This window comes from Mycetocola sp. BIGb0189 (assembly GCF_024810155.1).
Taxonomy (GTDB): Bacteria; Actinomycetota; Actinomycetes; order Actinomycetales; family Microbacteriaceae; genus Mycetocola; species Mycetocola lacteus.
In genome coordinates, this window is record NZ_JANUED010000002.1 from 97503 (window position 1) to 122685 (window position 25183).

The following is a 25183-nucleotide window of genomic DNA, read 5'->3' on the forward strand; positions in this document are numbered from 1 at the left end:
AGAGTGACCAGCCGTAGGAGAAAAACGCATGACCACCCCGCCCTTTGACCCGGTAACCGACGAGGATATTGCCATCGTCTCGGCCCAGCTTGGCCGTCCGGCACGCGATGTGGTGGGAATTGCCGCACGCTGCGTGTGTGGGGCCCCCACGGTGGTGTCGACCAAGCCGCGCCTGAGCGATGGTACCCCGTTCCCGACCTTCTACTACCTGTGCCACCCGGCCGCGACCGCCGCAATCTCGCAGCTTGAGGCCGAGCACGTGATGAACGAGTACAACGACCTGCTGGCCGAGGATGAGGACCTGCGTACCCGCTATGCGGCCGCCCACGAGGCATTCCTCGCCGACCGCTACAGCATCGAGGACATCCCGGAAGTACACGGTATCTCCGCCGGCGGCATGCCCGTGCGCGTGAAGTGCCTGCACGCCCTCGCCGGTCACGCCCTGGCCGCCGGACCGGGCGTCAACCCGATCGGTGATCTGGCACTCGAGCGCGCGACCTGGTCGCCGGATGTCTGCGAGTGCCCGGACTACTCGGCCGCCGAATAACACCCCTTGGGACACGCGCGATTGTGCGTGTCCCCGCGGGAGTCGGCACGGGTCATTCGATGGCCGCACATTAGTGTTTTACCGACTGCACATCCGCCCGTTTACCGCGTGAACGCGGGGTTAACGCCGGGGCAGTGCTATCGTTGAATCTGCTTGGTGCCAGTGCTGCTGCCGCAAGCCCCTCGGACGCTCCCGTGTCGGAACGCCTCGATTTGCAAACACCCCTCGCTACAGGAGAAATCTCACAGTGCCTAAAATTCTGATCGTCGGCGGCGGCTACGCGGGTTTTTATACCGCGTGGAAGCTGGAAAAGCACCTTCGGGCCGGGGAAGCAGAGGTCACCATGGTCGACCCGCTGCCCTACATGACCTACCAGCCGTTCCTCCCCGAGGTTGCGTCCGGTTCGATTGACCCGCGTCACGCGGTTGTCGCTCACCGTCGTCACCTGAAGAAGACCCACATCGTTACCGCGAAGGTCACCTACATCAACCACGCCGAGAAGAAGGCGACCATCCAGCCGCCCGTCGGCGAGGCGTACGAGTTTGAGTACGACCAGATCGTGATCACCGCCGGTGCCGTTTCGCGCACCTTCCCGATTCCGGGTGTGGCGGATGAGGCGATCGGCCTCAAGACCATCGAGGAAGCCGTCGCGATCCGCGACCGCATGCTGCACAACTTCGACCTGGCCTCGCAGATGCCGGCCGGTCCGGAGCGCGACCGCCTGCTGACCGTCACCGTCGTCGGTGGTGGATTCGCCGGTATCGAGGTCTTCGCCGAGCTGCGGAGCTTCGCCTCTGACCTGCTGTCGCAGTACACCGAGCTGACCTTCGATGACGTGCACTTCAACCTGGTTGAGGCCGCCCCGCGGATCATGCCCGAGGTGTCGCTGGAGACCAGCCACTGGGTGCTGAAGAACCTCGCCGAGCGTGGCGCCAAGGTCTTCCTGGAGACCCAGTTCTCCTCCTGTGTCGACGGCAACGTTGAGCTCTCGGACGGCACCAAGTTTGAGTCGGACCTGATCATCTGGACCGCCGGTGTCATGGCGACCCCGCAGATCGTCCGCAACACCGACCTGGAGATCGAGGCTCGTGGCCGTCTGGTCACCCGTCCCGACCTGCGCCTCGGTACCGAGGATGCTCCGGTTGAGGGCGCCTGGGGTGCCGGTGACGTCACCGCCGTTCCCGACCTGTCCGGTGGCGGCGTGGGTGGCATGTGCGTGCCCAACGCTCAGCACGCCGTGCGTCAGGGCCGCCTGCTGGCCAAGAACCTGGTTGCCGTCCTGCGTGGCGAGAAGCCCAAGGATTACTTCCACAAGAACATGGGTGCGGTTGCCGGTCTCGGTATCGGCATCGGCGTGTTCCAGTCGGGTAAGTTCTCGATGAAGGGCTTCCTCGCCTGGGGTGCTCACCGCGGATACCATGGTCTGGCCATGCCGACCTGGGAGCGCAAGTGGCGCGTCATCTGGGGCTGGTGGCACAACGTGTGGCTGGGTCGCGACATCGTTGGTCTGTCGGCCACGCTGACCCCGCGTCGCGCATTCGAGGAGTTCGCTTCTCGCCCGAAGCCGCCGGTAGAGGCCGCTCCGGAGGCTCCGAAGACCGAGGCTCCCAAGGCCGAGGCAGTGAAGGCTGAGAAGCCCGCCAAGGCCGAGAAGAGGGCTGATAAGGCCGAGGCACCGGCCGCCAAGTAGTTGCCGTCATTCAGGGGGTTCGATCCACGGATCGGATCCCCTGAATGCGTCCACCGAGTTGAGTGCCCTACACTGTTGAGCACTCACGCCCCCATAGTCCAATGGCAGAGACAGGCGACTTAAAATCGCTCCAGTGTCGGTTCGAGTCCGACTGGGGGTACCAAAAGGGCCCGGGATCATCACGATCCCGGGCCGTTTGCGCGTCTCGCCCAGGCACCATGCATTCACATCACGTATGTTTGTTGGCTGTTAGCATGGACGGATGCCTCACCCGTCATCTCGAGCGCTGGGCCTCGGACATATCTTACTCGTCGTCGCGGTTTTCCTCTGGGGCGCATTCCTCTCGTTCTGGAACCTGCTCGCCACCAATGTGCACGTCGATGAGCGCGTATATGTGGACGCCGGGCGCGCGTATGTCGGTGGAGATTTCTCGGCGAATCGCGAGCATCCCCCGCTGGCCAAATACGTGTACGGCTTGGCGCAGCTGATTTTTGGTGACGGGGTGCTGGGCCCGCGGATTGTTGTGGGCCTGCTGGTGATGGGCTCTGGCCTGATTATCTGGCTCTGGCTGGGACGCGAAATCGGGCGCATGCGGGCACTGATTCCAGTGCTGGTCTGGTTTTGTATCCCACGCGGGTTTGGCAGCGAGGTGCTGCGTATTGATCGCATCGCGTTCCTCGAACCGGTCATGGTGTTTTTTGCACTGGTGGCTCTCGCCTCTGCCTGGCGTTGGTATCGCGGGGGCAGTACCCTCTGGATTGTCTTGTCGGGCGTCGCGCTCGGTGCGTCTGTCGCGTCTAAGGTATCGGCGGCGATGTTTGGTGTCGCGCTGATCGTGCTGCTGTTTGGCAGCGGACGCAGGGTGGCGATCGTGATCCGGGATGCCCTGATCTTCCTCGCTACGCTGGTGATCACCTTTACCCTGGCCTACCTGCCGATGGGCATGGTGGATGCCATCTCGGGCATGCTGGAGAACCAGGCGGCACACAATAAGTTTGGTCACCTCGTCTCGATTGCGGGCACCGTCTATACCCATGCGCCCTGGTGGTCTCAGCTCTGGCTGACCAAGCAGGGGTTGGGAACGCTGGGGACTGTGGTTCTTGTTATCGGGATGGTCCTGGCCGTCGTCCTCGCTCGTCCCCGTACGCTGGTACTGTACCTCGGGGTTGCCCTGGCCGCCTTCGCCGGCTTCCATATGTTTGGCACCAGCGTCGCGCTCTCCCACTATTTCGCCGGGTGGTTCTGGCTGATGGCGATGCTGGCTGGGCTCGGGATTTCCGCGCTGCTTCCCCCCGCGCCCTCACCGGCCCTCCCTGACGGTCAGGAACCTGCAAGGGTCCGCCGCGGGGGATCCGCCGGGGTGCTGCCTCGGGTAGTTCGGTTTGTTCGGGTCCTCGGAGCCGTGGTTCTGATCGCGCTGGTCCTGGTGTGCGGGGTCAAGCAGTCGATCCTTGTAATCTCGGATCGACCGCAGGGTCTCGCGCTCTTGCCTGCCGAGCTGACCAGCCACGGCCTAGACGGTGCCGTCCTCGCCGGCGGGATGCCGCCGTATCGCGTCGCGCCCTACGTCGACAACCAGGAGATCTTCGATCCGGCGCTGGTGAACGGCGAGGGGGTGCGCGCAATCGTCCTTGAAGCCTCGGACCGGTTCGCCATCGATGCCCGGATCGACCGGTTCCTACGAGAAAATGCCGATCTCTTAGAGCCCATCAGAATGGATAACGTCACCCTTTACGTACTGCCGCGTCCCCTGGAATACAACGGTGAGGAGCTCGCTCTTAAAGCCCCGTAGGATCCGCTCGGTCAGAGATGCGGTGCGATCCTACGCCCGCAGTGCTGGCAGCCGGTTCACGCGAACCGGCGGGCGGGACCTCACGACCCTTTAACAATCTCTCTTGATATGTATATAGTGCAGGGTCGCCGAGTGGCCCGGTGTGGGCAGAGTGGGAGCGTGGATATGATCGGGCATTTTCGGGTGGTACGGGCGGTACCGCTGCTGGGCGCGGGTATTGCAGCCATGCTGCTGTTGACGGGATGTGTGGCAAAGCTTGCCGCCCCCGGGTCTAGCGATGGCACGTCCCCCTCCCATTCGAGTCCGAAGCAGTCTTCCGAGACTGGTGCGGAAACCTCCGCCGCACTGTTTGATGCGGTTTCGCGCGATGATGTTCCGGAGATTGGCCGGCTGATTGCCGCCGGGGCCGATATTGAGGTGCGAAACGGCAACGATCAAACACCACTGATCGCCGCAACCAAGGCCAACCGGATCACCGCCGCGCGCGCTCTGATCGAGGCCGGGGCCGACGTGAATGCCAAGGACGAGATCCAGGACAGTGCGTACCTGTATGCCGGAGCCGAGGGATACAACGAGATCCTCACGCTCACCCTGGAAAACGGCGCCGACCTTGCCAGCACCAACCGCTACGGCGGCACCGCGCTGATTCCCGCGGGGGAACACGGACACGTCGAAACCATCCGGTTGCTGTTGGAGGCGGGCGTAGACCCCGACCACATCAATAAGCTCGGCTGGACGGCGCTTCAGGAAGCGGTCCTGCTGGGCACCGACGGGCCCGACCACCAGGAAAGCGTGAAGCTGTTGATCGCCGGGGGAGCGGATGTGAACCTGCGCGATTCGAAGGGCAACACCCCGCTCAAAAATGCCGAGGACCGTGGCTCACGGAACCTCGCGGCGCTGATCAGGGCCGCCGGCGGACACCGCTAGCGTCCGGACGTACGCAGAAGGGGCCGGGACCCTGCGGTCCCGACCCCTGAGAACGACCTATCTCTTAGGCGTTCTGGGTGTAACGTGCCTGGCCGAAACCGAGGATCAGGTAGCCGATGAACGGGAACAGGAACAGCAGGAAGAACGAGAACGCCCCGCCCTTACCGAACTTCCGGCCCAGATCGAAGGCCACGATGATGGCCATCACGATGTTGACGATCGGGATGAGGTACAGCAGCACCAGCCAGCCGCTGCGACCAACGATGCGCAGGGTGATGATGACGTTGACGATCGGGATGATCGCCAGGATGCCCGGGCGTCCCGCCTTGCTAAACACGGCCCACAGACCGATGACCGAGATGACGTAGAAGATGAATCCGCCGGTACCGGTCGTGGTGGTGATCTGGTTCAGACCGTCCTGCACATCGGTGTTAATTTCCGCGGGGAGGAGCGAGAGGTGAGAGAACACGCAAAACCTTTCAACGATTCGTGCCGCCCCGAATGAGCGGCGAGGATAACGATAGTTGTAGAAAGTGAAACCGCAAGCGAGGCGCGTGCGTTTATTTAAAGATCTTTGCTCAACTCGAGGTTGATGCCGTGGATAGGCCATTTCTGTGGTGGGTCAACCTGTTGGAGAATATGCGATAAATGTAGCATTGGACAGAATTCGCCGGTTCATTTAGAAGTGTTGATTGGTCATTTCAGAGGCCTTGTGTCGCTGGGTCGCGATGCAATAGTGTGCAGATCATGAACGAACCACGTGAGCTAAACGAGGGGCTTAGCCGGCGGACGTTGATTGCTGCGACAGCGGTTGCGGCAAGCTTCAGCGCTCTGGGATTTGACTATTTAAACTCAACTCCCGCCAAAGCCGCTGCCCCTAGATTTATCTGGCCATTTCCAGATAACCTGCGAACCCCCAATTCTGGGTTCGGGAACAGAAATATTATTCAGACTCCCAATGGCCCTACGGTGCGCTTTCACACGGGTATTGATTATGGCCTAGGAATCGCCAACAAGCTCAATACCCCGGTCATTGCCGCGGGGAGCGGACGTGTGTACCGAATTTGGAACGCAGCGTCATCGCCAACCTGGGGTAACCGGGTTGATATTGCTCACGGCGATGGACTCGTCACCGTGTACCGCCACATGTATAAAAACGACGTGGTGCTCAATCAGGAGGTGGTTCAGGGCCAGCGAATTGGGGGGACTGGTGCCACCGGAGTTGCTGATGGAGTTCACCTACATTTTCAGACTGAAGTCAACGGGGTAGCTAAGGACCCCGTTGAGTTCTTTGCGCTTTACGCTACATCCACACCGATCACCGAACCTGAAAGCGAAGACGATATGTTTACCGATGATGACCGCCGAATCCTCGAACAGCTCTCCCGCACGAACCTTCCTGTTCTTGTAAAGACCGCTGCCTCGTCAAAGGTATGGCTCTCAAACCTTGTTTCTCGCCGTCTTGTTGCAACCGTTGCAGAGCTTGCCCTCGTGCAAAGTTCTCTCGTGTCTCGCGGAATATCGAACCTGGTCAACACCGTCCCAAACCTTGACTCCTTCGGAGTCCCGCTGCTCACTGATGAACAGAAGACCACCCTGACCAAGGGACAGATTGACGGAACCGCATAGTCGAAGAGACGTGTTGTGAGGGGCCGTTTGCACAGAAATAGGGTGCAGGCGGCCCCGGATCCGTTAACACGAGGCAATAGGAATTGCGTGGATCAGGGTGTCGAATGCGTCCTGTTCACCGCACTCGTTTTGTCACGTTGATAGACCTCCCACGGACACGCTCGCTGGCACGAGTGACTCAGTGAGCCTGTGCGCATAGGCAAGTCACAGATCACACTCAGCTAGATCCGAGTAGCGGGGCTATGCTCTTCCTGAGTGGCGCCACGGATCGACGCCGGAAAAGAAGAATCATGTCCGCGTCACAGTCCTCACGCATCCTGGAAACCTCGGCCGGCCCGGTGGAATACGCCGAGCGCGGGAGCGGGGTTCCGTTGATCGTTCTGCACGGAACTCCGGGTGGATTTGACCAGGGGCTCTCCCTCGCCGAAACCATCGGAACCGACGCCGGGGTGCGCGTGATCGCGATCTCCCGTCCCGGTTATCTGCGCACACCGTTGGAGCTGGCCCCGGGGCCACGCCGTCAGGGTCTGCTCCTGGGACCGGTGATGGATGCACTCAACCTGCACACGGCCGCGGTAGCCGGGATCTCCGGGGGCGGCATGGCCGCAATCTGGGCCGCCGCCAACCTGCCCGACCGCGTCAGCGCGCTGGTGCTCATCGAGGCCCTGGTGGCCGCCCAGGACATCTCGATGCCGCCGGGCGCTCGGTTCCTCCTGACCCGACGCGGTATTGCGCGGGCGGCGACCACAAAGCCGATCCAGCGGATCCTGGCCCGGGGGATTCCCGGACCCGATGCCGAGGGGTGGGATGCGCGTGCGGTGGTGCGCACCATCACCGCCGCCAGCTTTCCCTATGCGCCGCGGGTTCGCGGGACCGAGAGTGATACCCGCTATGCGGCGGAGTTTGTGGCACCCGATCCGGCTCGGATTACGATGCCCACACTGATTGTGCACGGAGAGCGGGATCGAACGGTTCCGATTGAGCCTGCCCGCGCCCTGGCCGCGGCCCTGCCCGACGCGCGAATGATCGCGCTTCCTCGCGCCGATCACACCAGCACCGTTCCCTCACCCGAGGTGCGCCGAGAGGTCCCGGACTTTGTGCGTTCTCAGGCGGGCGTGAGGGTGCGTTAATGCACTGTTCAGCCACGGCATAGGTGCGGTTCAGACGCGCTCCGTAGCGTGGGGGCATGTTCGGAGGGTGCAAGCGCTTCGGGCATCACCACTAGGCTCCGGTCGGGCATTCCCGGTCGCGGGCCGTCCACGTCCACACCGGCCGGGCATCGCTGCCCGGCCGGTGCTGTGTTATTTGGCCTCCGAATAGCGCTCAACGATCGCGACGCTCAGCGGGAAATCGATCGGGAACGTCCCGAACAGCAGCCTTCCGGCTTCGGCGGCAGCCTCACGAATGGCCGTGGCGGTCTCGTCCGCGACCTCTGCCGGAGCGTGCACCACCACCTCATCGTGAAGGAAATACACGAGGTGGGGGCGATCGCCCGGGGTTCCGAGCACGGCCAGTCGTTGACGCAGTCCCGCCATCCAACACAGGGCCCATTCGGCGGCCGTGCCCTGGGCGATAAAGTTGCGGCTAAACCGACCCCAGTCCCGAGCCATGGTGCCCGCGCGGCGGCGCATCGCATCGGTCGCGTCAACCTGGCCCGAGGCACGCTGGAACTCAAACCAGGCGGTGTCCGGCAGCGGGGCGCCGCGGCCCAGCCAGGTGCTCACCGAGCGGCCCCGCTCACCCTCGCGGGCGGCGTTTTCCACGGCGGCGATGGCCTGCGGGAATGCGCGCTTGAGCCGGGGCATCAGCGCGCCGCTCTCGCCGCTGGTGGCCCCGTAGAGTGCCCCGAGCATCGCGAGCTTCGCCTCGGCTCGTCCGGGAACCACGCCCGCATCAGCGAGCCCCTGATAGAGGTCCTTGCCCGCGCCCGCCGACGCCATCGCGGTGTCGCGGGACATCCCGGCGATGATCCGAGGTTCCAGCTGCGCGGCATCGGCCACCACGAGCAGGTGTCCGGGATCGGCTCGAACCGCCGCGCGAATCTGGGCGGGCAGCTGCATCGCCCCGCCACCGTTGGTCGCCCAGCGGCCGGTCGCGGTGCCGGCCACCACATACTCGGGGCGATAGCGGTCCTCGGGAACCCAGGTGTCGAGCCACACCCAGCCGTTGGCGCTGAGCAGCCGGGAAAGGGACTTATAGCGCAGCAGCGGTTCCACCACCGGATGCTTAATCTCCCGCAGCACCCACTTGCTGGTGCTGGGCACCGAAATACCCGCCCGGGCGAGAGCCCGCAGCAGTTCGGGTGGGGAATCGGGATTGAGATCGGGAGCGTCAAGGAGCTCCCGGATGGTATCGGCGAGGGCTCCCAGCTTTGTGGGCCGGCCGCCAAAGCGCGGCCGCTCACCCAGCGCCTCGGTCAGAATCCGATCGTGTTCCGCCCGGCTCCACGGCAGTCCGTAGTGGTGAATCTCGGCGGCAATCAGCGCTCCCGAGGACTCGGCGGCGAGCAGCAGACGCAGCTTTCCCCCGGCGATCTGATCCCGTTCGACGGCTCGGGAGACGGCCGCGCGCTGACGGGCAAACTCGGCCAGAACTTCGTTGGCGTCCACGGTGTCCGCCCGGTCCACCTCGTCAAACAGGGTCAGGCCCTGTTCGACCGGTGCGCCGCTGGGGAAGGGCTCATGTGTCCAGGGGCTGTCCGGCGCGCTCGGGTACTCGCCCGCGGGGAGAGCCGAGGTGAGGCGGAGCAGCGCGTGTCCCAGGCGCAGATCCACACAGCGTTCGATGCGCAGATCGTGCTCCAACAGCCACGGATACCAGTCGTTGGTGCCCGACCAGACCCAACGTGGATGGGCCGCCTCGGCCGCGGCAATCGCCTCGAGGATGTTCTCCGTTCCCCGGAGCTCGACCGGTTCGGACAGGACGGTGCCCGCCTCATCCACCTCGTGGAGCACGGTGAGGCCGTGTGGGGAACCGGTGAGAACGAGGGGCATATCCCTATTGTGGACCGAGCCACCGACCTCGGGGCCCAGGCGGGCCTAGCGTGAGGAGATAAAGAGTGAGCGCAGCGAGGTCCGCCACAGGTAGGCGCCGAGTCCGATCCCGCCAAAGAGTAGACCCAGGATGAGGGCCGCCGGGATGATGTCGGGGGAGTGCAGATGGCCAAACGCCGGCCACAGCAGCGCGAACAGCGTGGTGTAGACGGGCAGTGCCGAGGCGAGCCAGCGCCAGGGGCCCAGGGCCAGGATCGCGCGGCCGCTGGTCTGCCCAAGCGGAATCAGGAGGATCGCCGCCGACCCGATGCCCGCCATCGCCGTGACATTGGCGACCTCGGCGAGGAAGGACCCGGCGATACCGGTGGGGGAGCCAAGCAGACTGGACGCGATCCACCCGGCAATCCCCAGCCCAAACACGCTGAAGACGCGCAGCGCCGCGGCCCCCGCGCGCTGGGCACGGACGGCCTCGGGGACCAGGGTCACCGCGAATGCGATGCCAAATACCAGTGCGGGTTCCATTCCGAGCATCCGCGACACCACCGAGGCGGCGATTGCCGCGCCCAGGTAGCGGGGGGCGACGGTCACCGTGGCGGTTCCGCCAAATCGCCGGGTACTCAGCAGGACCGGGAGGATCGAGGCGGCCGTGTTCACAAAGATCAGCGCGATCACCGCGGCACCAAACAGGCGCAGCTGGGCGGCGTCCTGGCGCAGCGGCATCGCAAAGACCACCACGAGTCCCAGCACCAGAACCAGGACGGCGCCGGCGAGGATGGGATGACGCACCGAGAGCGCTCCGTCGGGATCCTCGGGCTCCGGGCGTTCCCGGTTACGCCCGGTGAACCGGAGCGGTCCGCGGGAGCGGAAGCCCCCGGCGAGGAAGCGGGCGGGGATTAGAACCAGCGCGATCACCGCGAGGGCGAGGAGGAACGCGCCGATCCATCCGGAGGCGGCCGTGGGCCCGAGAACCGGTGCTACCGCGTGGGTGAATGCCGAGCGGGCGTCCCAGTCCCAGGGACGCACCGGAGTTGCCGGACCCGCCTCGCCGCCGCCGGTGGGCGGCTGCGGGGGAGCGGCGGAACCGGGCGGATTGCTGGGGGTCGGCGTCGCCGGCGGGGTCGCCGAATGACCGGGCTCCGGCGTGGTGCCCTGGCCCCGCCCTGGATCCTGACCGGTTCCCGGTGCTGTCGGAGGCGGGGGAATGGTGCCGCCGGGGTTTGCGCCAAAGACGATTCGAATCGGTGTGCTGGTGTCGCCGGGGTTCCCCGAGGCATCGGTTTGATAGGCGATCAGGGTTGCTGGTCCACTGGCGGGGACCTCGGCCGCGCAGCTCCAGTGGCTGGCCGTCACGGGGGCCGAACACAGCACCGCGTCGCCGCCGGCATCGGGAACGGCATACACGGTCACCGTTGCGCCGTTTTCTCCGCCACCGGCGAAGGTGGTGCGGGAGGTGAGGGCGCTGCCCGCCGCGGGGGAGGTGATCGTGGGAGCGGGCGGCGGGGTGGTATCCACCACCAGCGAGATCGTGGGGCTGGGATCCGATGAGGTGGTGCCGCTGAAGGACGTGCGCTGGGTTGCGCTCATCGAATAGGTGCCGTGCAGTTGGAGCGGCAGCGACTGTGCCCAGCGTCCGGACTGGGCCACCTGCACGTCCCAGGAACCGACGCCGGTCACCGTGAGTTTGACCGTGGCCCCCGGATATCCGGTGCCCTGAATCAGCCCAACCTTGGCCGAACCCGAATCGCTGGAAATGGTGGGTGGGGTGACCACGGCAAACACCACCGAGGCCGAGTCGGGAGCCCCCGAGCTTGCGCCATTGTCACGGGTGACCAGTGTCACCGACGGGGAGGTGGTCAGGCCCGACAACTGGCAGGTGTAGCTGCCGTCGGTGCCGGCATTGGTGGTGCAGACCGATTTACCGTCGGCCAGCACCGTCAGCGAGGCGCCGGGAGCCGCCGCTCCTCGGACCGTGGTGCTCGCGCGACCGATCACATCGCCGGCGGCGGGTGCCGAAATGGTGGGTCGAACGGAGGGATCGGGGCTGGAGGGAGCACTCGTCGATGAGCCCGAAGCCGGCTGTGCGGGCTCGGCGGATGCGGGGATCTGGGCGCTCACGAGCACGCTCAACGTGATCGCGGCCAGGCAGAGCACAGCAGCAACCGGGACGGGGAACTTCCTCGGAACGGAATGCACGGTCCCTCTATTCCATGCAAAAAATCGGGCTTTGTCAAAGATTTCCGACATCCGCCCACACATTCCTGCGAATTGGGTGCCGGGTGGTGACGCGGGGAAGCCGAGAATCACCCGGGCGCGTACACTGGGTATTCAGTACGAATATCATTCAAACTTTGGAAGGTCACACCGTGCCATCTTGGCTTATTCCCGTCCTGATCGTGGTTGCGCTTGTCGTCGTGATCGGCATCTACCTCTGGTCGACCTATAACTCGCTGGTGGCACTCAAGGTTCGGGTCGATGAGGCCTGGAGCGACATCACCGTGCAGCTCAAGCGCCGTGCAGACCTGATCCCGAACCTGGTTGAGACCGTCAAGGGCTATGCCTCGCACGAGAAGAGCGTCTTCGAGGCGGTTACCCGCGCCCGCTCGGAAACCCTGAGTGCTCAGGGCCCGGCCGAGGCCTCCGCCGCCGAGAACCACCTGCAGTCGGCGCTGAAGTCGGTCTTTGCCGTGGCCGAGGCCTACCCGCAGCTGCAGGCCAACCAGAACTACCTTCAGCTTCAGGGCGAGCTGGTAGACACCGAGAACAAGGTGCAGGCCTCGCGTCGCTTCTACAACGGTGGAGTGCGTGAGCTCAACACCAAGATCCAGGTGTTCCCGAACAACCTGTTTGCGCGTAACCTGGGCTTCACCGAGCGTGAGTTCTTCGAGGTTGCCGACGCCGCGGCCATCGCCGAGCCGCCGCGCATTCAGTTCTAGTTTTCCCCGCAATACATGTATCGAGCTATACGCGAAAACAAGATCAACACGGTCATCATCATGATCCTGTTTATCTTGATCATCGGCGCGCTGGGATGGCTGGTAGGGTACCTGAATCACAGCCCCACGATCACCGTCGGCATCCTGATCGGCGGTGCCGCGTTTGCGATCTTCCAGTACTTCATGGGTTCGCGTCAGGCCCTCACGATCAGTGGCGGACGTCAGATCAGCCTGGCCGATGAGCCTCGGCTGTATCGGATCGTGGAGAACCTGGCGATCACCACGGGTACCCCGATGCCGGATGTGTATCTGATCGACGACCCTGCCCCCAACGCGTTTGCGACCGGCCGCGATCCGCAGCACGCCTCGGTGGCCGCAACCACCGGGCTGCTGGAGATCATGACCGACGCCGAGCTGGAGGGCGTCATGGCCCATGAGCTGGGTCACGTGCGCAACTACGACATCCGGGTCTCGATGATCGTGTTCGCCCTGGTGGTGGTGATCGGATTCATCTCCGACATCTTCATGCGGATGGCCTTCTGGGGTGGCCTGAGCGGCGGTCGCAACGACAATAACAACAACGGCGGCGGCAACAACCCGGTGGTCATGATCATCGGACTGGTTGCCATGCTGGTCGCCCCGCTGCTGGCGAGCCTGATTCAGCTGAGCGTCTCGCGTCAGCGCGAGTACCTGGCTGATGCCACCGGTGCGATGACCACCCGGCATCCCGACGCCCTGGCCAGCGCGCTGGCCAAGCTCGACGCCTATGGACGCCCGATGCAGCGTCAGAACTCTTCGATGGCGCACCTGTGGATTTCCAACCCGCTCAAGTCCGGCGGTGCGGCCAAGCTCTTCAGCACCCACCCGCCGATCCCCGATCGGATCGCCCGTCTGCAAAAGATGGGTGGGGAGTTCTAACCCCTCCCCACAACACCGATGGCCCGGAGAGTTTCTCCGGGCCATCGGTGTTTTTATGAATTGAGGGGTATCTCTGGCCGATAGTCCGCGGAGAATTCGGGACACGCTCGAGAGTAAAAACACCCCCGCTTTGGGGGTTACCACAGAATGCGTGTTGAGCTTGTCATTCACAGGTTTTTACCAGTAATTTCAACCGTGCCCTATTTCGGGGCGTCATTTACTGGGGGATTTCTGCGTGTCTTTACGCGTTGACCGGCACTGGTTCCGGGCACTCATTGCTGTTGTTTCTTTTGCGGTAGTCGCGGGGGTTCTGGTCCCGTTTGACATTCAGGCGGCACACGCCGATGAAACCGTCACCACCCGCGAGGTGGACGAGTTGCCCGCGCCGAGCGCGCCGGCTCCCGATGTGACCCCGGGCACGATGCCCACGGGCGACTTTAGCGATGCGCCGGGCGAGGGTGATGCGGAGCCGAAACCCGCTCAGACCCTGACCCCAGGTGATACCGAAGAAAAGCCGTTCGTGCCTGAGGATGCCAAACTCCTGAGTCGTTCCGAATTTGAGAACGTCTATGAGACCAAGGACGGTCTCAAGGTATCGGAGGTTTCTCAGGAGCCGCTCAACGTAGAGACCAAGCCTGGAAACTTTGAGCCGGTGGAAACCAGCATCTCCGGCGACGGATTTGGCGGGGCGCTTGGATTCGGATCCTCGAAGGCAAAGCGCCACCCCCTGGCGCCCACCTTCGCCGAGCACGCCGATGACAAGAATCCCTACACGGTGACCAAGGATGGACACACCGTCTCGTTTGCGCTCGAGGGAGCGAAGAACGCTCGCGCCAACCGTAACCTCGCCCCCTGGGGCGAAAAGAACACCATTGCCTACCCCGGCGTACTGACCGACACCGAGCTGCGCTATGAGGTGACCGAGGGCACGGTTAAGGAACTACTGCTCCTGGACACGAAGAAGGCCATCGGTAACGCCGAGTGGTCGTGGAAGGTCAATTCCGGTGGGCTGAAGCTCGCCCTCGATGAAACCGGCTCGGTGAACTTCACCGATGACGAGGACCGAAAAGTCTTCTTCGTGCCCACCCCGATGGTCTGGGACGCCTCGGGGGAGGAGGGTGTTCGCGAACCCGAAAGCCAGCCGTTGAAGGTCTCCGTTGAGGGCTCGGGATCGGATTGGACAATCACCCTGACCGGAGATAAGAAGTGGCTGAACGCCAAGGAGCGGGTATTCCCGATCACGGTCGACCCCACCGCGCAAACCGGAACCGATAACGCGATTGCGTACCGCTCCGACGGTGTATCTGTAAGCGGTGCCATCAACGTCGGCAACTCCCGTGACGGCAACCGCGACACCTACTGGCGCTCCGTTGTGCACTACAACATGGCTCCCTGGTTCGGGAAGCAGATTGTGGACGTGCAGCTTGCCGCCGGGCTTGCCAAGGGAACGGCGAACGTCTATCCCGGAGTTCTGCGCCACGCCAGCTCGTTTTCCTATAACGGTGCGGGCTCCGAGCTTGCCGGCATGACGATGGGCACCGAAGTTTCCGCTCGGGACAACCGCCTGAGTGAGGCCGTGGCCTGGTGGGTTCGGTCGAGTAACAACGATCCGTATCTGATGCTTTCGGGTCACGAACAGTCGGGCACCTATACGTATAAGGGTCTGAGCACCGCAATGTACGTGTATTGGAAGGACTACCCGACCACCGGAAGCCGGGACGCGCCCTCGCCGACCAATGGCGGCAACGGATCGGTGACGCCGACGCTCAGGGTGAGCGGATACACCGACCCCGAGAGTACCGGTCTGAACTGGTTCTTCCGTATTTCCGAGAACCCCAACCCCGAGGTGAACATCCTCTGGGATTCGGGTTGGATCGGACAGGACAACGTGAAGGTTCCCCAGTTCAAACTGGTGGCCGGCAAGAAGTACTACTGGAAGGCCTACGTTCGCGACGGCTACGACGGACTCTTCAACGTCCCCACCGCCCGCGGTAGTGCCACCTGGTCCTTCACCACGAGTGCAGCCCCGATCCCGCCGCGAGACACCGCAACCCCGCTGGACGGGACGGTTCTCACCACGACCACTCCCACTTTTACCGCGGTGAAGCATCCCAATGCGACCGCCGATACCAAGTACTGGTTCCGGGTGTCCACCGGTGCCGATGGCGTGACCGGTCAGGTGCTGAATTCTGGCTGGCTCAACGACCCGACCTGGACCGCTCCCTCGGGAAGCCTCCAGGACGGTGACCGCTACTTCTGGTCGGTGCTGGTGAAGCACGGCAACGACGAATACCAGCCGTTCTGGACTAATGCGATTACCGTGAACCAGCGCATCGGCGCGGGTGGTCCCTCACCGTCGCAGTCGGTGGGACCGGTGTCGCTGAACCTCGCCAACGGTAACGTGAGTGTCGGTTTTGATTCCCCGACCGTGCAGACCCTCGGCGGCCCGATGGGGATGACCTTCAGCTATAACTCGCTGAAGGCCAACAACCGCGGACTCAAGGGTGAGTACTTCGACCTGACCAAGGTCTGGAAGGACAACCCTTACCCGAAGCTCAGCGAGGGCGAGCGAGTCCTCGTGCGCACCGACCCGCAGGTGTCCTTCGACTGGGGCGAGGGATCGCCGGGGCCGTCGGTTCCGACCGATAAGTTCGGCGCACGCTGGACCGGTTTCATTACCCCTCCGTCCGCCGGCAACTACACCTTTGGTCTGCACCGTGATGACGGCTCGCGTCTGACCGTGGACCGCGCGATCCTGCTGGACAAGTGGGGCTTGAACCGCCACGATGCGGGTATCGACTGGGCAGCGCCGCGTGCGCTGACCGGGAACCCGGTGCCGATCGAGGTGGAATACTTCGACAGCACAAACTTTGCCAAGATCATTCTCTGGGCTAAGAAGGACAACGGCGCCGCCTTTATTGTGCCGCCGGACTGGTTTACGACCTCGGTGCAGACCCTGCCCGCGGGTTGGGGATCCTCGGCACCGTTGGCCGGCGATGCGAGTGGTTTCTCCTCCGTCCGAGTGACCGAGAGTGCGGTCATCCTGACCGACGTGTCGGGTGCCACCCACAGCTATGGCAAGACCTCGACCGGTGGTTATGCGCCGCCGGAGGGGGAGTACGGAGTGGTGGCACTGGACGCCACCGGAAAGGTGAGCTTCACCGATGAATCCGGTGCGGTAACCCTGTTTGACGCCTCCGGCAACGTGGCCAACACGATTGCGCCCGGCGATGCTCTTAAGCCCGCGACCCCGGTAGTTGAAAACCGCCCGGGTACCGGCCAGGTCACCCGCATCTCGGACCCGCTCTCCAAGAGCGGGAATACCTTCGCTCGCTCGGTGGTGTTTGCCTATGCGGGGGATAAGGCCTCGGATGTGGGCCTCTCAGGTGCCGACACCGGTGGGTCCGCAGACGCCTGTGTGGTGCCCTCGGGCTTCTCCGCGGCCCCCGCGGGCATGCTGTGCCGCATCGTGTACCCCGGTCACGTGGCCGGCACCAATGACACGACTCAGCTGTTCTATGACGCGGCCGGCCGCCTGGCTCGCATCGTGGATCCGGGCGATGAGGTGGCTTCGTTCGAATACGATGCCAGCGGACGACTCACGGTCATTCGTGGTGCCGACCTCAATGACTGGCTGCTCGCCGACGCGAGCCGTCAGCCCACCGTCCAGAACCGCATTTCGATTGCCTACGATGCACAGGGCCGGGGCACCAGTGTGACCCTTCCCTCGCCCGACGGTGTCACCGCGGGGCAGCAGCCCAAGACCACGGTAACCTATGCGGCGAATCAGACGACCTTCGTAGATCAGTCGGGTCTGACGGTACCAAACGTGGCACCCTCCAACGGGCATGCACGGACGGTTACGTTCGATCCTGCCTGGCGGGCGTTGTCCGACACCTCGGCGATGGGTCTCAGCGGGAAGCAGGAGTGGAACCAGCGCGATCAGGTGCTGTCCGCTACCGATTCGCGTGGTCGCAAATCGACCACAATTTACGACGCTCAGAACCGCCCGACTGACAGTTTTGGGCCGGCACCCGAGGCCTGCTTTGGTGCGGACAGGAAGCCCCTGGCAAACTGTGCGATTCTGCCGCAGCACGCCAGCACCAGCTATGACGAGAACCTGCGGGGACTCAACGTCGCCTACTTCAACAACCGATTCCAGGCGGGACTCCCGGTGGGATTCGGACTGGGGATCGGTGACGATTCCGGGGCGATGAAGCGCAACTGGAACACCACGCCGCCGGTCACCGGCGTGGAATCAGTCAACTGGTCGATGCGGATGACCGGTGTCATCGCCTTCCCGAATGCCGGCGACTATCAGCTGCGCACGGTGGCTGATGACGGTACCCGTATCTTCATTGATGACTTCCTGGTGGACAGCAACTGGGTGGATCAGAGTGTAAAGCCCTCGTTGGGCGGCACGATTCAGATTCCGACCTCCGGGGCAACCAAGCGCATTCGTGTGGACTATTTCCAGGGGCTCTCTTTTGCAAGTTTTGACCTGCAGTGGAAGGCCCCCGGGGCGGCGGACTTTGTCACGATTCCCGGTAGCCAGCTCACGCCGGACTACGGCCTGGTGACCGGCACCAAGACCGATGACGCGCTGCCCAAGTCGAGCAGCATCACCGGGCTGACCGCCCCCACCTCGATGGAGACCTCCTCGAAGTATGCCGAGCCGTGGCTGGGCGGTGAGACTAGCTCGACGATCGACCCGAACGGTCTCAAGCTCACCACCACGACAGGCTTTGAGGCGACCGGTGCCGGATACCAGCGTCGTACGTTGAAGACGCTGCCGGCGGCAACCGCCGCTAACAAGCCGGCCTCCACCAACGGTGCAACCTTCGCCTACTTTGGACCGCTCGAGACGCTGTCGCAGGCGTTCGGCGGCGAGGTCTGTGGGGTGGCCGCGAACACGCCGCAGTTTGGTGCGTTGAAATCCTCGACCGGGCCGACCCCGGCGATCGGATCCGCGGTGGTGACGCAGTATGCGTACGACGTGTTTGGTCGCACCGTGGGCTCAAAGCGCTCGGGCGATGCAGGCTGGAGCTGCACGAACTTTGACGCCCGTGGACGCGTGGCCACGGTGAAGTACCCGGCGTATGGGGATTCCCCGGCGCGCACGGTAACCAACACGTATGCGGCAGACGGCAACCCGCTGACGAGCTGGTCGGAGGATTCGGCCGGTCGGATCACCACCACCACGGACCTGCTGGGACGGCTGTTGACCTACGTCGATGTGTGGGGAACCACCACCACGGTGGAGTACAACATTCTGGGCCAGGTCACCAAGTCCACCGTTGCTCCGCCTTCGGGTGCCGCCTCGGTAGAGCAGATGACCTACGATCTGGACGGTAAGCCGCTGACGCTCACCGTGGATGGCAAGCTGATGGCCACCGCCGAGTATGACCGCGGTGAGCTGACTCGCGTGACCTTCCCCTCCGGTCCGGACAAGTCGGGGAACGGGGCGACCCTCTCGAACATCGTGCGTGATCCGGCCGGTGCGGCGCTGTCTCAGGACTGGGGCTTTGCCGATGGCAGCGTGATTCGTGAGTCCGTGGTCCGTTCGCAGTCGGGCCGTATTCTGGGCACCACCCTGGTGGATGGTGCCGAGACCCTGGTGTCGAAGTACCGCTATGACGGTGCCGGACGCCTGGTCCGTGCGGATATTGGTGACTCGGTGTTCGAGTACGGTTTCGGTGCCACCATCGGTGGTCCCGCAAGCGCGGTGACCAACGCCGGACTGAACGGCAACCGAACCTCGGCATCGATCACGGTTCCGGGCGCGGGCACACAGTCCACGACCTACTATCACGATGCTGCCGATCGCCTGTTGGCATCCATGGTGACCGGAGCGTTTGCCGGGGCCAACCCGGTCAACGCGGGGCTTGCCTCGGTGGGTTATGACGCCCATGGCAACACCACGGTGCTGGCAGATCAGACGCTGTCGTATGACTCGGAGGATCGTCACACCAAGAAGGTTCTCGCCGATGGCACCCAGGTGACCTATAAGCGAGATGTGACAAACCGCATCGTGCAGCGTTCTGAGGTCAAGCCCGGTGGTACTCCGGATGTGCAGGGGTACGGATTCTCCGGCAGCGGGGATTCTCCGGATTACATCTATGACGGTGACTCAAACGTCCTGAACAAGACGGTGTCGACCTTCGGTAGCGTGATCGTGAATGCGCGTCCGGATGGGTCTGCTTCCTGGTCGTTCTCGAACCAGCATGGTGACGTGATGGTGACCACGGATGCGGCGGGTGCCCGCGAGGGAGCGCGTCGTGCATATGATCCGTTTGGTCAGGTGATCGATCCGGTGACCGGTGTTCCGGGCACGATTGCCGCAGCTGCCGCGCTGCCGGATAACCTGCCGGGAAATGCGGACTATGGCTGGGTGGGAGGAAACCAGAAGCTCACCGAGCACGCGGGCTCGATCGAAACCGTGGAGATGGGCGCACGTCAGTACGTCCCGGCGCTGGGCCGCTTCCTCTCGGTGGACCCGGTCGAGGGCGGCGTGGATAACGACTATGTGTATCCGAATGATCCGATTAACTTTGATGATTTGGACGGGCAGAAAAAAGAACCTAAGGGCGGCGGATTCTTCGCTGATTTGGTGGGCAATGTTGGAAATATCGTTAAGAAAGTTGTTTCGGACCCGGTTGGTTCAGCGAAAGCGGCCTTGGCGAACGGATTTGTTAGGGGTGTAGTTACGACTTTGGCTGTTGGTGCTTTGTGTGCGGCAACGGCGGGAATTGGGTGCGCAATTGTGGCTGGTGTAGTTGTTGGAGGTGGCCTTGCTGCGCTGAACTATCGTGTAAATACACCCAAATCGCAAAGATCCGTGGGCGGATACGTATCTGCAATGGCAGAAGGCACATTAGACGGATTGAAAATTGGTGGCGTGGGCGGGATGCTTGCTCGTCAATATACAAAATTGCACTCGATGAACTCGTTCTCTCGTGCCTCGCTGAAAACTGTAGGGGTCAAATTTACTACTCGTAAGATGTTTGGATTGCTCCCGCGTAAAGCTCCGTTTGAACAGCAACGGTATGGTTCAATGGGCAAGGTCGGGTTTGGCTTCAGGTATTTGCGGTATTTGTGGCGATCACGTTAGTAGCTTCCTCAAGTGATAAAGATAAACGGAGAATTCGTTAAACATGTCAGGTTTATGGGAATTCGCAGACAAGTACGCGGTATCTATATTGATATTTGGCGGCTTGCTCCTCGGTGTGCTCTTAGGAGCAGTCTCAATTATCTATGCAATCGTTCGCGACCGTATTAGGTCGATTTTCCCGCCTAAGCAGATCCAATTTTCAGTAATTCCTACGCCGTCTGAGATTATTGCATTGTCGGAGTTAACTCCTATCGATACCTGCGCGGTGGATCGCGTATATGCCCTGGGATGGGTCGATGAGTTAGAGCGTCGTCAACTCGAAACTAGTTGTAATGCTGCGCTTAATTCTTCACGATTGAATTTAGATGAAAGCGTTAAAGCGATTTTTCTACTGGCTGTATCTAGAGCCATTAGAGGCTGGGAAATTAGCCGGGATATGCGTTCTCAGTTAAGTCAGGTTGCTGGTGATTTGGGCGTTATGGGCCTCTGGAAGGAAATCAGTGAAAACTCTGGGACAAGGGAGAATTCTCGAGTTCTGAGAGCGTCGCTTGAACGTTGGCTCTAAATTGGACCCTTTGTTAGCGCAACATAATCGTTTCCTTGGTGGCTTGAACTTGTTTGAAATCGGTGGAGATCGATGCAGCATTGTTTCGCGTCCTTACAGTGCACTTGCTGGCGCAGTGACCGAAGTGCCGTCGCATGGGTTTGAGCGTCGTATGACTCGGAGGATCGTTACACCAAGAAGGTTCTCGCTGATGGCACCCAGTTGACCTATACGAGCAATGTGACGAAGCGCATCGTGCAGCGATCGGCGGTCAAGCTCGGTGATACTCCGGACGTGCACTGATATGGGTTTTCCGGTGGTGGAGGTTCGCCGGACTACATCTACGACGGAGATTCGAAGGTCTTGAATAAAAGGTGGCCTCGTTGACAAATTCTCAATTTAGTTATCGGAACTCAGCGTTTTGGGGGGAGCAAGGACGGTATGGCCTAATACGCAGGGGCCCCTATTCTGGACGGTATGTTTACGCTTACCCTGAGACAATTCACGGATACTACACATTAGTAGTTCATCCCTCTCCCTATGTGGATGTTCCTGGTGACATGTATCTGGATCGAGAATCAGATTTCTTTTCCTGTGTTGAAGACTGGAATGTCGAATGGATAGAACCGAATGATGCTCTAATCGAGCACTTGCGGAGGGAGATCGGGTGGCCCACATTAATATCACGAAAGCCCGTCAAATTTGGAAAATTTTGGTTGTGGATATCCAAGAAATGGCGAACAAAACATCGAAGTTCTGACTCCGATGATTAGAAAACGGATTACGTACCTAACTGGTAAAGTCTCGATCTCTTGGCTAGTTCGTTGGTCAAGCTCGACGTTTATGGACGTTCGATTCAGCGGTAATACCCTTGATGGTGCACCTTGGATTTCCAACCCGTTCAGGGGCGACAGTGTGTATACGCGCTTTCGGCCGAGCCTGCCGATCAACGATCGGATTGCCCGCCTTCAGAAGGTGGGCGTGCAGTTCTAAACATGGGGCTGTGCTGTACGGAGCTGGTCCGGCGATTTTTCTCCGGATCATCGCTATTTTTGTGCCCTTCCCGTGGGTCTGTGGGTTCGTCCGCGCAGTGTGGGATCATCAAAGGTCACTTTAGAGAATTGAGGAGTATCCCCATGCGTCGAGTACCGCACTCCGCCACCTTTTCGCGGGTGATGGCAATCTGTGTGGGGATTATCCCGCTCGCCTCGTTGATGCCGATTTCCACCGGGAACGTCCCGCCGCTGTGGGGGCTCATTCTGCTGATGGGAACGGGGGTCTGGTGCCTAGCGATCATTATCTTTACGGGGCTCTACGTTTCGGCGACAGAAATCCTGGTGGTGGGTATCTTTCGCGTTACTCGCCTGAGCAAGGAGTCGATTGCCGAGATTAGCCATAAGAGCTACGAGCCGCTGCTGTTTATCTCCACGGATGAGTGGGTGCTCGGGTTTTTTCCGCGAACGCTGGTGATTGTTGACACTAACGGGCGGACGCGGAGATTCAACTCACCGGTTTTCCGGCGAGTTCGCGGCCCCGAAATTTTGCAGAGTCTCGGTGGATTCCCCAGCCGATCTGGCTCGCCCACGGTGGCGGATGGTGAGCGCCGAGCACGGCACCGTCGCGTTCGGTGAGTGTGGGGCTGCATCGCCCAGCGGCACTGGGTCTTGACGGGCTTCGGACGGATTTTCTGGCGTGGCTCGGCGAACGGGTACTCGTGTCGACGTTGCCCGCGACGAATGAATAAAACCCGCTATGTTTAGCCTGTGAGTACGATGCCGAAAGCGCGCTTCCTGAGAGTGACGCGGGTGCGAAAGCTGGCCGGAACCGGTGCCGCCGCGCGCGGTGAACAGTTGATTTTGTTTCTGTTCCTGGCGGTGTGCGGGGTCGGTGGCATTCTGACCGCTCAGTACTCGCGTGCCGTCGACATCGGTGCGTTCGTGTTCGTGTCATGTGGCCTGCTGTATTTTTTGACGATCGGTACCTATATGGGTCCCCGCCACATCGTGGTGGTGAATCTGCCCGTAGTGCGCGTGGTTCGGACCGCCGAGGTGGCGGAGATCTTGGTGCGCAGGACGAATGTGACCTGGATGGTTCACGGCTCGTGGTGGGTCGACCGGATTGTGCTCGACTACGGACCCGGTCGGCGAGATGTTCATTTCGATGTGCGTCCTCGGTCCAGTCAGCGTGCGGTGGCTCGGGTGGCGCTGGTGTGTTCGAACCTGTGGCGATCCGATGCCGATCCGCTCCGGGTCTCGATGCGCTACGGCGGCGAGTCTCGTTATGGAAGCCCGGTTCGAGCGGTCCTGACCGTCGGAAATCCGGGTGCGAGCTGGAACCGGGTGAGCCCCGAACGCGACTCGCTAACCGTCCGTCAGCTGAACCCGGATGAGGAGCTTGGCGAGAGGTTTACCGACCTGAGCGGCGCACGCGCCGATGCCCTGGCTCGGGAAATCGTGACCGAATTTGATCCGAACCATCGCACCTGGACCGAACTCACAAGGCGGCGCCGGGCAGGGGAGCGCGGACTCGGGGTGGAACCGGCCTTGCTGCCACGGATGGAGACGGTTGCCGCCGGGGTTCTGCCGCATCGAGGTAGCGTGCTGGCGCTCTATCAAAGCCTCGGACTGCTGTGCATCAGGCACCGGGTGTCCGCGCGCATGCTTCTCTTCCGGGAGCCGTCGATTCGGCGGGTGTCCGGAGTGCTCCAGGAACGAGGACTCGCCCTCGCGTTGACCCGGTCTACGCGCATGCTGCCGGACGGATCCCTACACCTGGGCCGCGAAGACATCACCCTCTTGGACGAGAACTATCTCACCCGCGAGACGATGCTCACCCTGAAAAACTTGGCGCGAGAGTACGGATGGTGGACGTTGCTCAGTCGGCGGCTGCGCCGGACCCGGCCCGAGAACCTGGGGCTTCTGGCACTGTTCTCCGCGCTGAGCGGGGACGTGGGCGTGAGCCTCGTGATTGTGCCCCTCGGGGTTCCCTCCTCCGGGGTGCGCCTGCGGGCCCTCGGCTCGGGACCCGACCTTCCGCTGCGGATCGTCTGCGCCCTGGTGCGCATCGAAACCGTCGAATCCATCTGGTAAATCCGGACGGGCGAGTTGCTCCGTCCGCCGTCCCGATACCCGATACGATCACCGTTATCCCCGAATCCATTGGACATGACATGCACGAAGCCACCCGGCCCGCGAGCCCGAATCGGGTTCCTCGGAGCGCGCCCACTATGGTGAATCCTGACATGAGAAAAATCAGACACACGAACGCCTGGACACTGCTGTGGGCGGTGCCGATTCCCGGGCTGCTCCTGCTGGGCGTCGCCTCCGGAATCGTCGCGGATACAACCCTCGCCGCATTGGCTTTTCGAGGTGTCTTGATTGTGCTCCTGGCCACGGTCATCATCCGGTCCGCCCTGATGGGACTTTATTTGGATGGTTCGGTCCTCGTGGTTCGCCAGTTTTGGCGCACTCGGAGGTACGATCTTGCGGCGATCGATTGGTTCTCCTGTGTGCCCCTGCGTACCGCCCTCCTCGAGGGTGTATTCGATTCCGTACCGTTTTATTCGATGCCGGTGCTGGCTCTGAGCCCGGCTTCCGTGGAGGGAAACCGTGATCGGCAGCGACACCTGCCCTCGCTGGCGATTCGGACTAGCAAGCGCGCCGAGGTGGAGCGCGCGCTGGCCGCGTTGATCGGTTCCGAGCGGATTCGCCATGGCCACAACGTATGAACGGTGGCGTCCAATGTGACGAGGCAAGCATCTTTCTCGCCGAAACCTGGCTACCTGTGAGATGATGTATACATGTCTACAGACGTTCTCAGCGTGCGTCTTCCCGCTGAAATCAAAGCCCGCTTGGATGCGCTCGCCGCGTCCACCGGCCGGCCCGTGGCGTTTTATGTTCGTGAAGCGGTGGTCGAGCAACTGGCTGCTTTAGAGTATGCGTACACGCTGCGTAGTGAGGCCGAGCAAATCCGTCGTGGTGACGCGCGCACTCGCTCGCTAAACGCGGTCATGGAGGAAATCGAGCTCGACTGAATCGCGTCGAATGCAGGAGTATGAAGAAGACGCGCTTGACTGATCACCTGCAATCCGCTTGTGTAG

Annotated in this window: 17 protein-coding genes and 1 tRNA gene; 15 read left to right on the forward strand and 3 right to left on the reverse strand. The window is 62.2% G+C overall.

Translation table 11 applies throughout. The features are described from left to right. Positions 1-28 precede the first annotated feature (28 nt). The 5 genes from M2390_RS02900 to M2390_RS02920 all read left to right on the forward strand — a co-directional run bounded on the left by M2390_RS02900 (position 29) and on the right by M2390_RS02920 (position 4956). Complete coding sequence (locus M2390_RS02900) at positions 29-547, forward strand: DUF501 domain-containing protein (protein WP_259176941.1); 519 nt, start codon at positions 29-31, stop codon at positions 545-547. A 247-nt stretch (positions 548-794) separates the two neighbouring features. Beyond that, positions 795-2237: an NAD(P)/FAD-dependent oxidoreductase gene (locus tag M2390_RS02905; RefSeq protein WP_259176943.1), complete on the forward strand. Its 1443-nt coding sequence runs from the start codon at positions 795-797 to the stop codon at positions 2235-2237. Positions 2238-2324: 87 nt separating this feature from the next. Next, positions 2325-2400, forward strand: a tRNA-Leu gene (locus M2390_RS02910). A gap of 99 nt (positions 2401-2499) precedes the next feature. Then, on the forward strand, positions 2500-4029 hold the full coding sequence (locus tag M2390_RS02915; RefSeq protein WP_259176944.1) for a glycosyltransferase family 39 protein: 1530 nt from the start codon (positions 2500-2502) through the stop codon (positions 4027-4029). 165 nt (positions 4030-4194) lie between these two features. Further along, entirely contained in the window at positions 4195-4956 is a 762-nt protein-coding gene (locus M2390_RS02920; RefSeq protein ID WP_259176945.1) for an ankyrin repeat domain-containing protein, read from the forward strand. A gap of 64 nt (positions 4957-5020) precedes the next feature. Here the strand turns inward: M2390_RS02920 and M2390_RS02925 are convergent, their stop codons facing one another. Next, complete coding sequence (locus M2390_RS02925) at positions 5021-5425, reverse strand: DUF5684 domain-containing protein (protein ID WP_245991806.1); 405 nt, start codon at positions 5423-5425, stop codon at positions 5021-5023. Positions 5426-5703: 278 nt separating this feature from the next. Between M2390_RS02925 and M2390_RS02930 the strand changes: the two genes are divergently transcribed. Beyond that, positions 5704-6585 carry a M23 family metallopeptidase gene (locus M2390_RS02930; protein ID WP_259176948.1) on the forward strand — a complete coding sequence of 294 codons (882 nt, stop codon included), beginning with the start codon at positions 5704-5706 and terminating at the stop codon, positions 6583-6585. A 290-nt stretch (positions 6586-6875) separates the two neighbouring features. After that, positions 6876-7715: an alpha/beta fold hydrolase gene (locus M2390_RS02935; protein ID WP_259176950.1), complete on the forward strand. Its 840-nt coding sequence runs from the start codon at positions 6876-6878 to the stop codon at positions 7713-7715. 171 nt (positions 7716-7886) lie between these two features. On the opposite strand, the gene M2390_RS02940 is transcribed toward M2390_RS02935, so the two are convergent. Further along, the gene (locus M2390_RS02940) at positions 7887-9578 is read right to left on the reverse strand and encodes a bifunctional 3'-5' exonuclease/DNA polymerase (protein ID WP_259176952.1); all 1692 of its coding nucleotides are present in this window, start codon (positions 9576-9578) and stop codon (positions 7887-7889) included. A gap of 45 nt (positions 9579-9623) precedes the next feature. Beyond that, entirely contained in the window at positions 9624-11771 is a 2148-nt protein-coding gene (locus M2390_RS02945) for a hypothetical protein (protein WP_259176953.1), read from the reverse strand. Positions 11772-11941: 170 nt separating this feature from the next. Between M2390_RS02945 and M2390_RS02950 the strand changes: the two genes are divergently transcribed. The 8 genes from M2390_RS02950 to M2390_RS02985 all read left to right on the forward strand — a co-directional run bounded on the left by M2390_RS02950 (position 11942) and on the right by M2390_RS02985 (position 25117). Next, positions 11942-12511, forward strand: a complete 570-nt coding sequence (locus M2390_RS02950; protein ID WP_259176955.1) for a LemA family protein — start codon at positions 11942-11944, stop codon at positions 12509-12511. Positions 12512-12526: 15 nt separating this feature from the next. Continuing rightward, the gene (locus tag M2390_RS02955) at positions 12527-13429 is read left to right on the forward strand and encodes a M48 family metallopeptidase (RefSeq protein WP_259176956.1); all 903 of its coding nucleotides are present in this window, start codon (positions 12527-12529) and stop codon (positions 13427-13429) included. Between the two features lie 235 nt (positions 13430-13664). After that, the gene (locus M2390_RS02960; RefSeq protein WP_259176958.1) at positions 13665-20540 is read left to right on the forward strand and encodes a PA14 domain-containing protein; all 6876 of its coding nucleotides are present in this window, start codon (positions 13665-13667) and stop codon (positions 20538-20540) included. 43 nt (positions 20541-20583) lie between these two features. Further along, complete coding sequence (locus M2390_RS02965; protein WP_259176960.1) at positions 20584-21105, forward strand: hypothetical protein; 522 nt, start codon at positions 20584-20586, stop codon at positions 21103-21105. 1193 nt (positions 21106-22298) lie between these two features. Then, complete coding sequence (locus tag M2390_RS02970; RefSeq protein WP_259176961.1) at positions 22299-22715, forward strand: hypothetical protein; 417 nt, start codon at positions 22299-22301, stop codon at positions 22713-22715. 174 nt (positions 22716-22889) lie between these two features. Then, positions 22890-24173 carry a hypothetical protein gene (locus M2390_RS02975; protein ID WP_259176962.1) on the forward strand — a complete coding sequence of 428 codons (1284 nt, stop codon included), beginning with the start codon at positions 22890-22892 and terminating at the stop codon, positions 24171-24173. A 152-nt stretch (positions 24174-24325) separates the two neighbouring features. Next, entirely contained in the window at positions 24326-24811 is a 486-nt protein-coding gene (locus tag M2390_RS02980) for a hypothetical protein (protein ID WP_259176964.1), read from the forward strand. 72 nt (positions 24812-24883) lie between these two features. Then, complete coding sequence (locus M2390_RS02985) at positions 24884-25117, forward strand: ribbon-helix-helix protein, CopG family (RefSeq protein WP_259176966.1); 234 nt, start codon at positions 24884-24886, stop codon at positions 25115-25117. Positions 25118-25183: the final 66 nt, after the last annotated feature.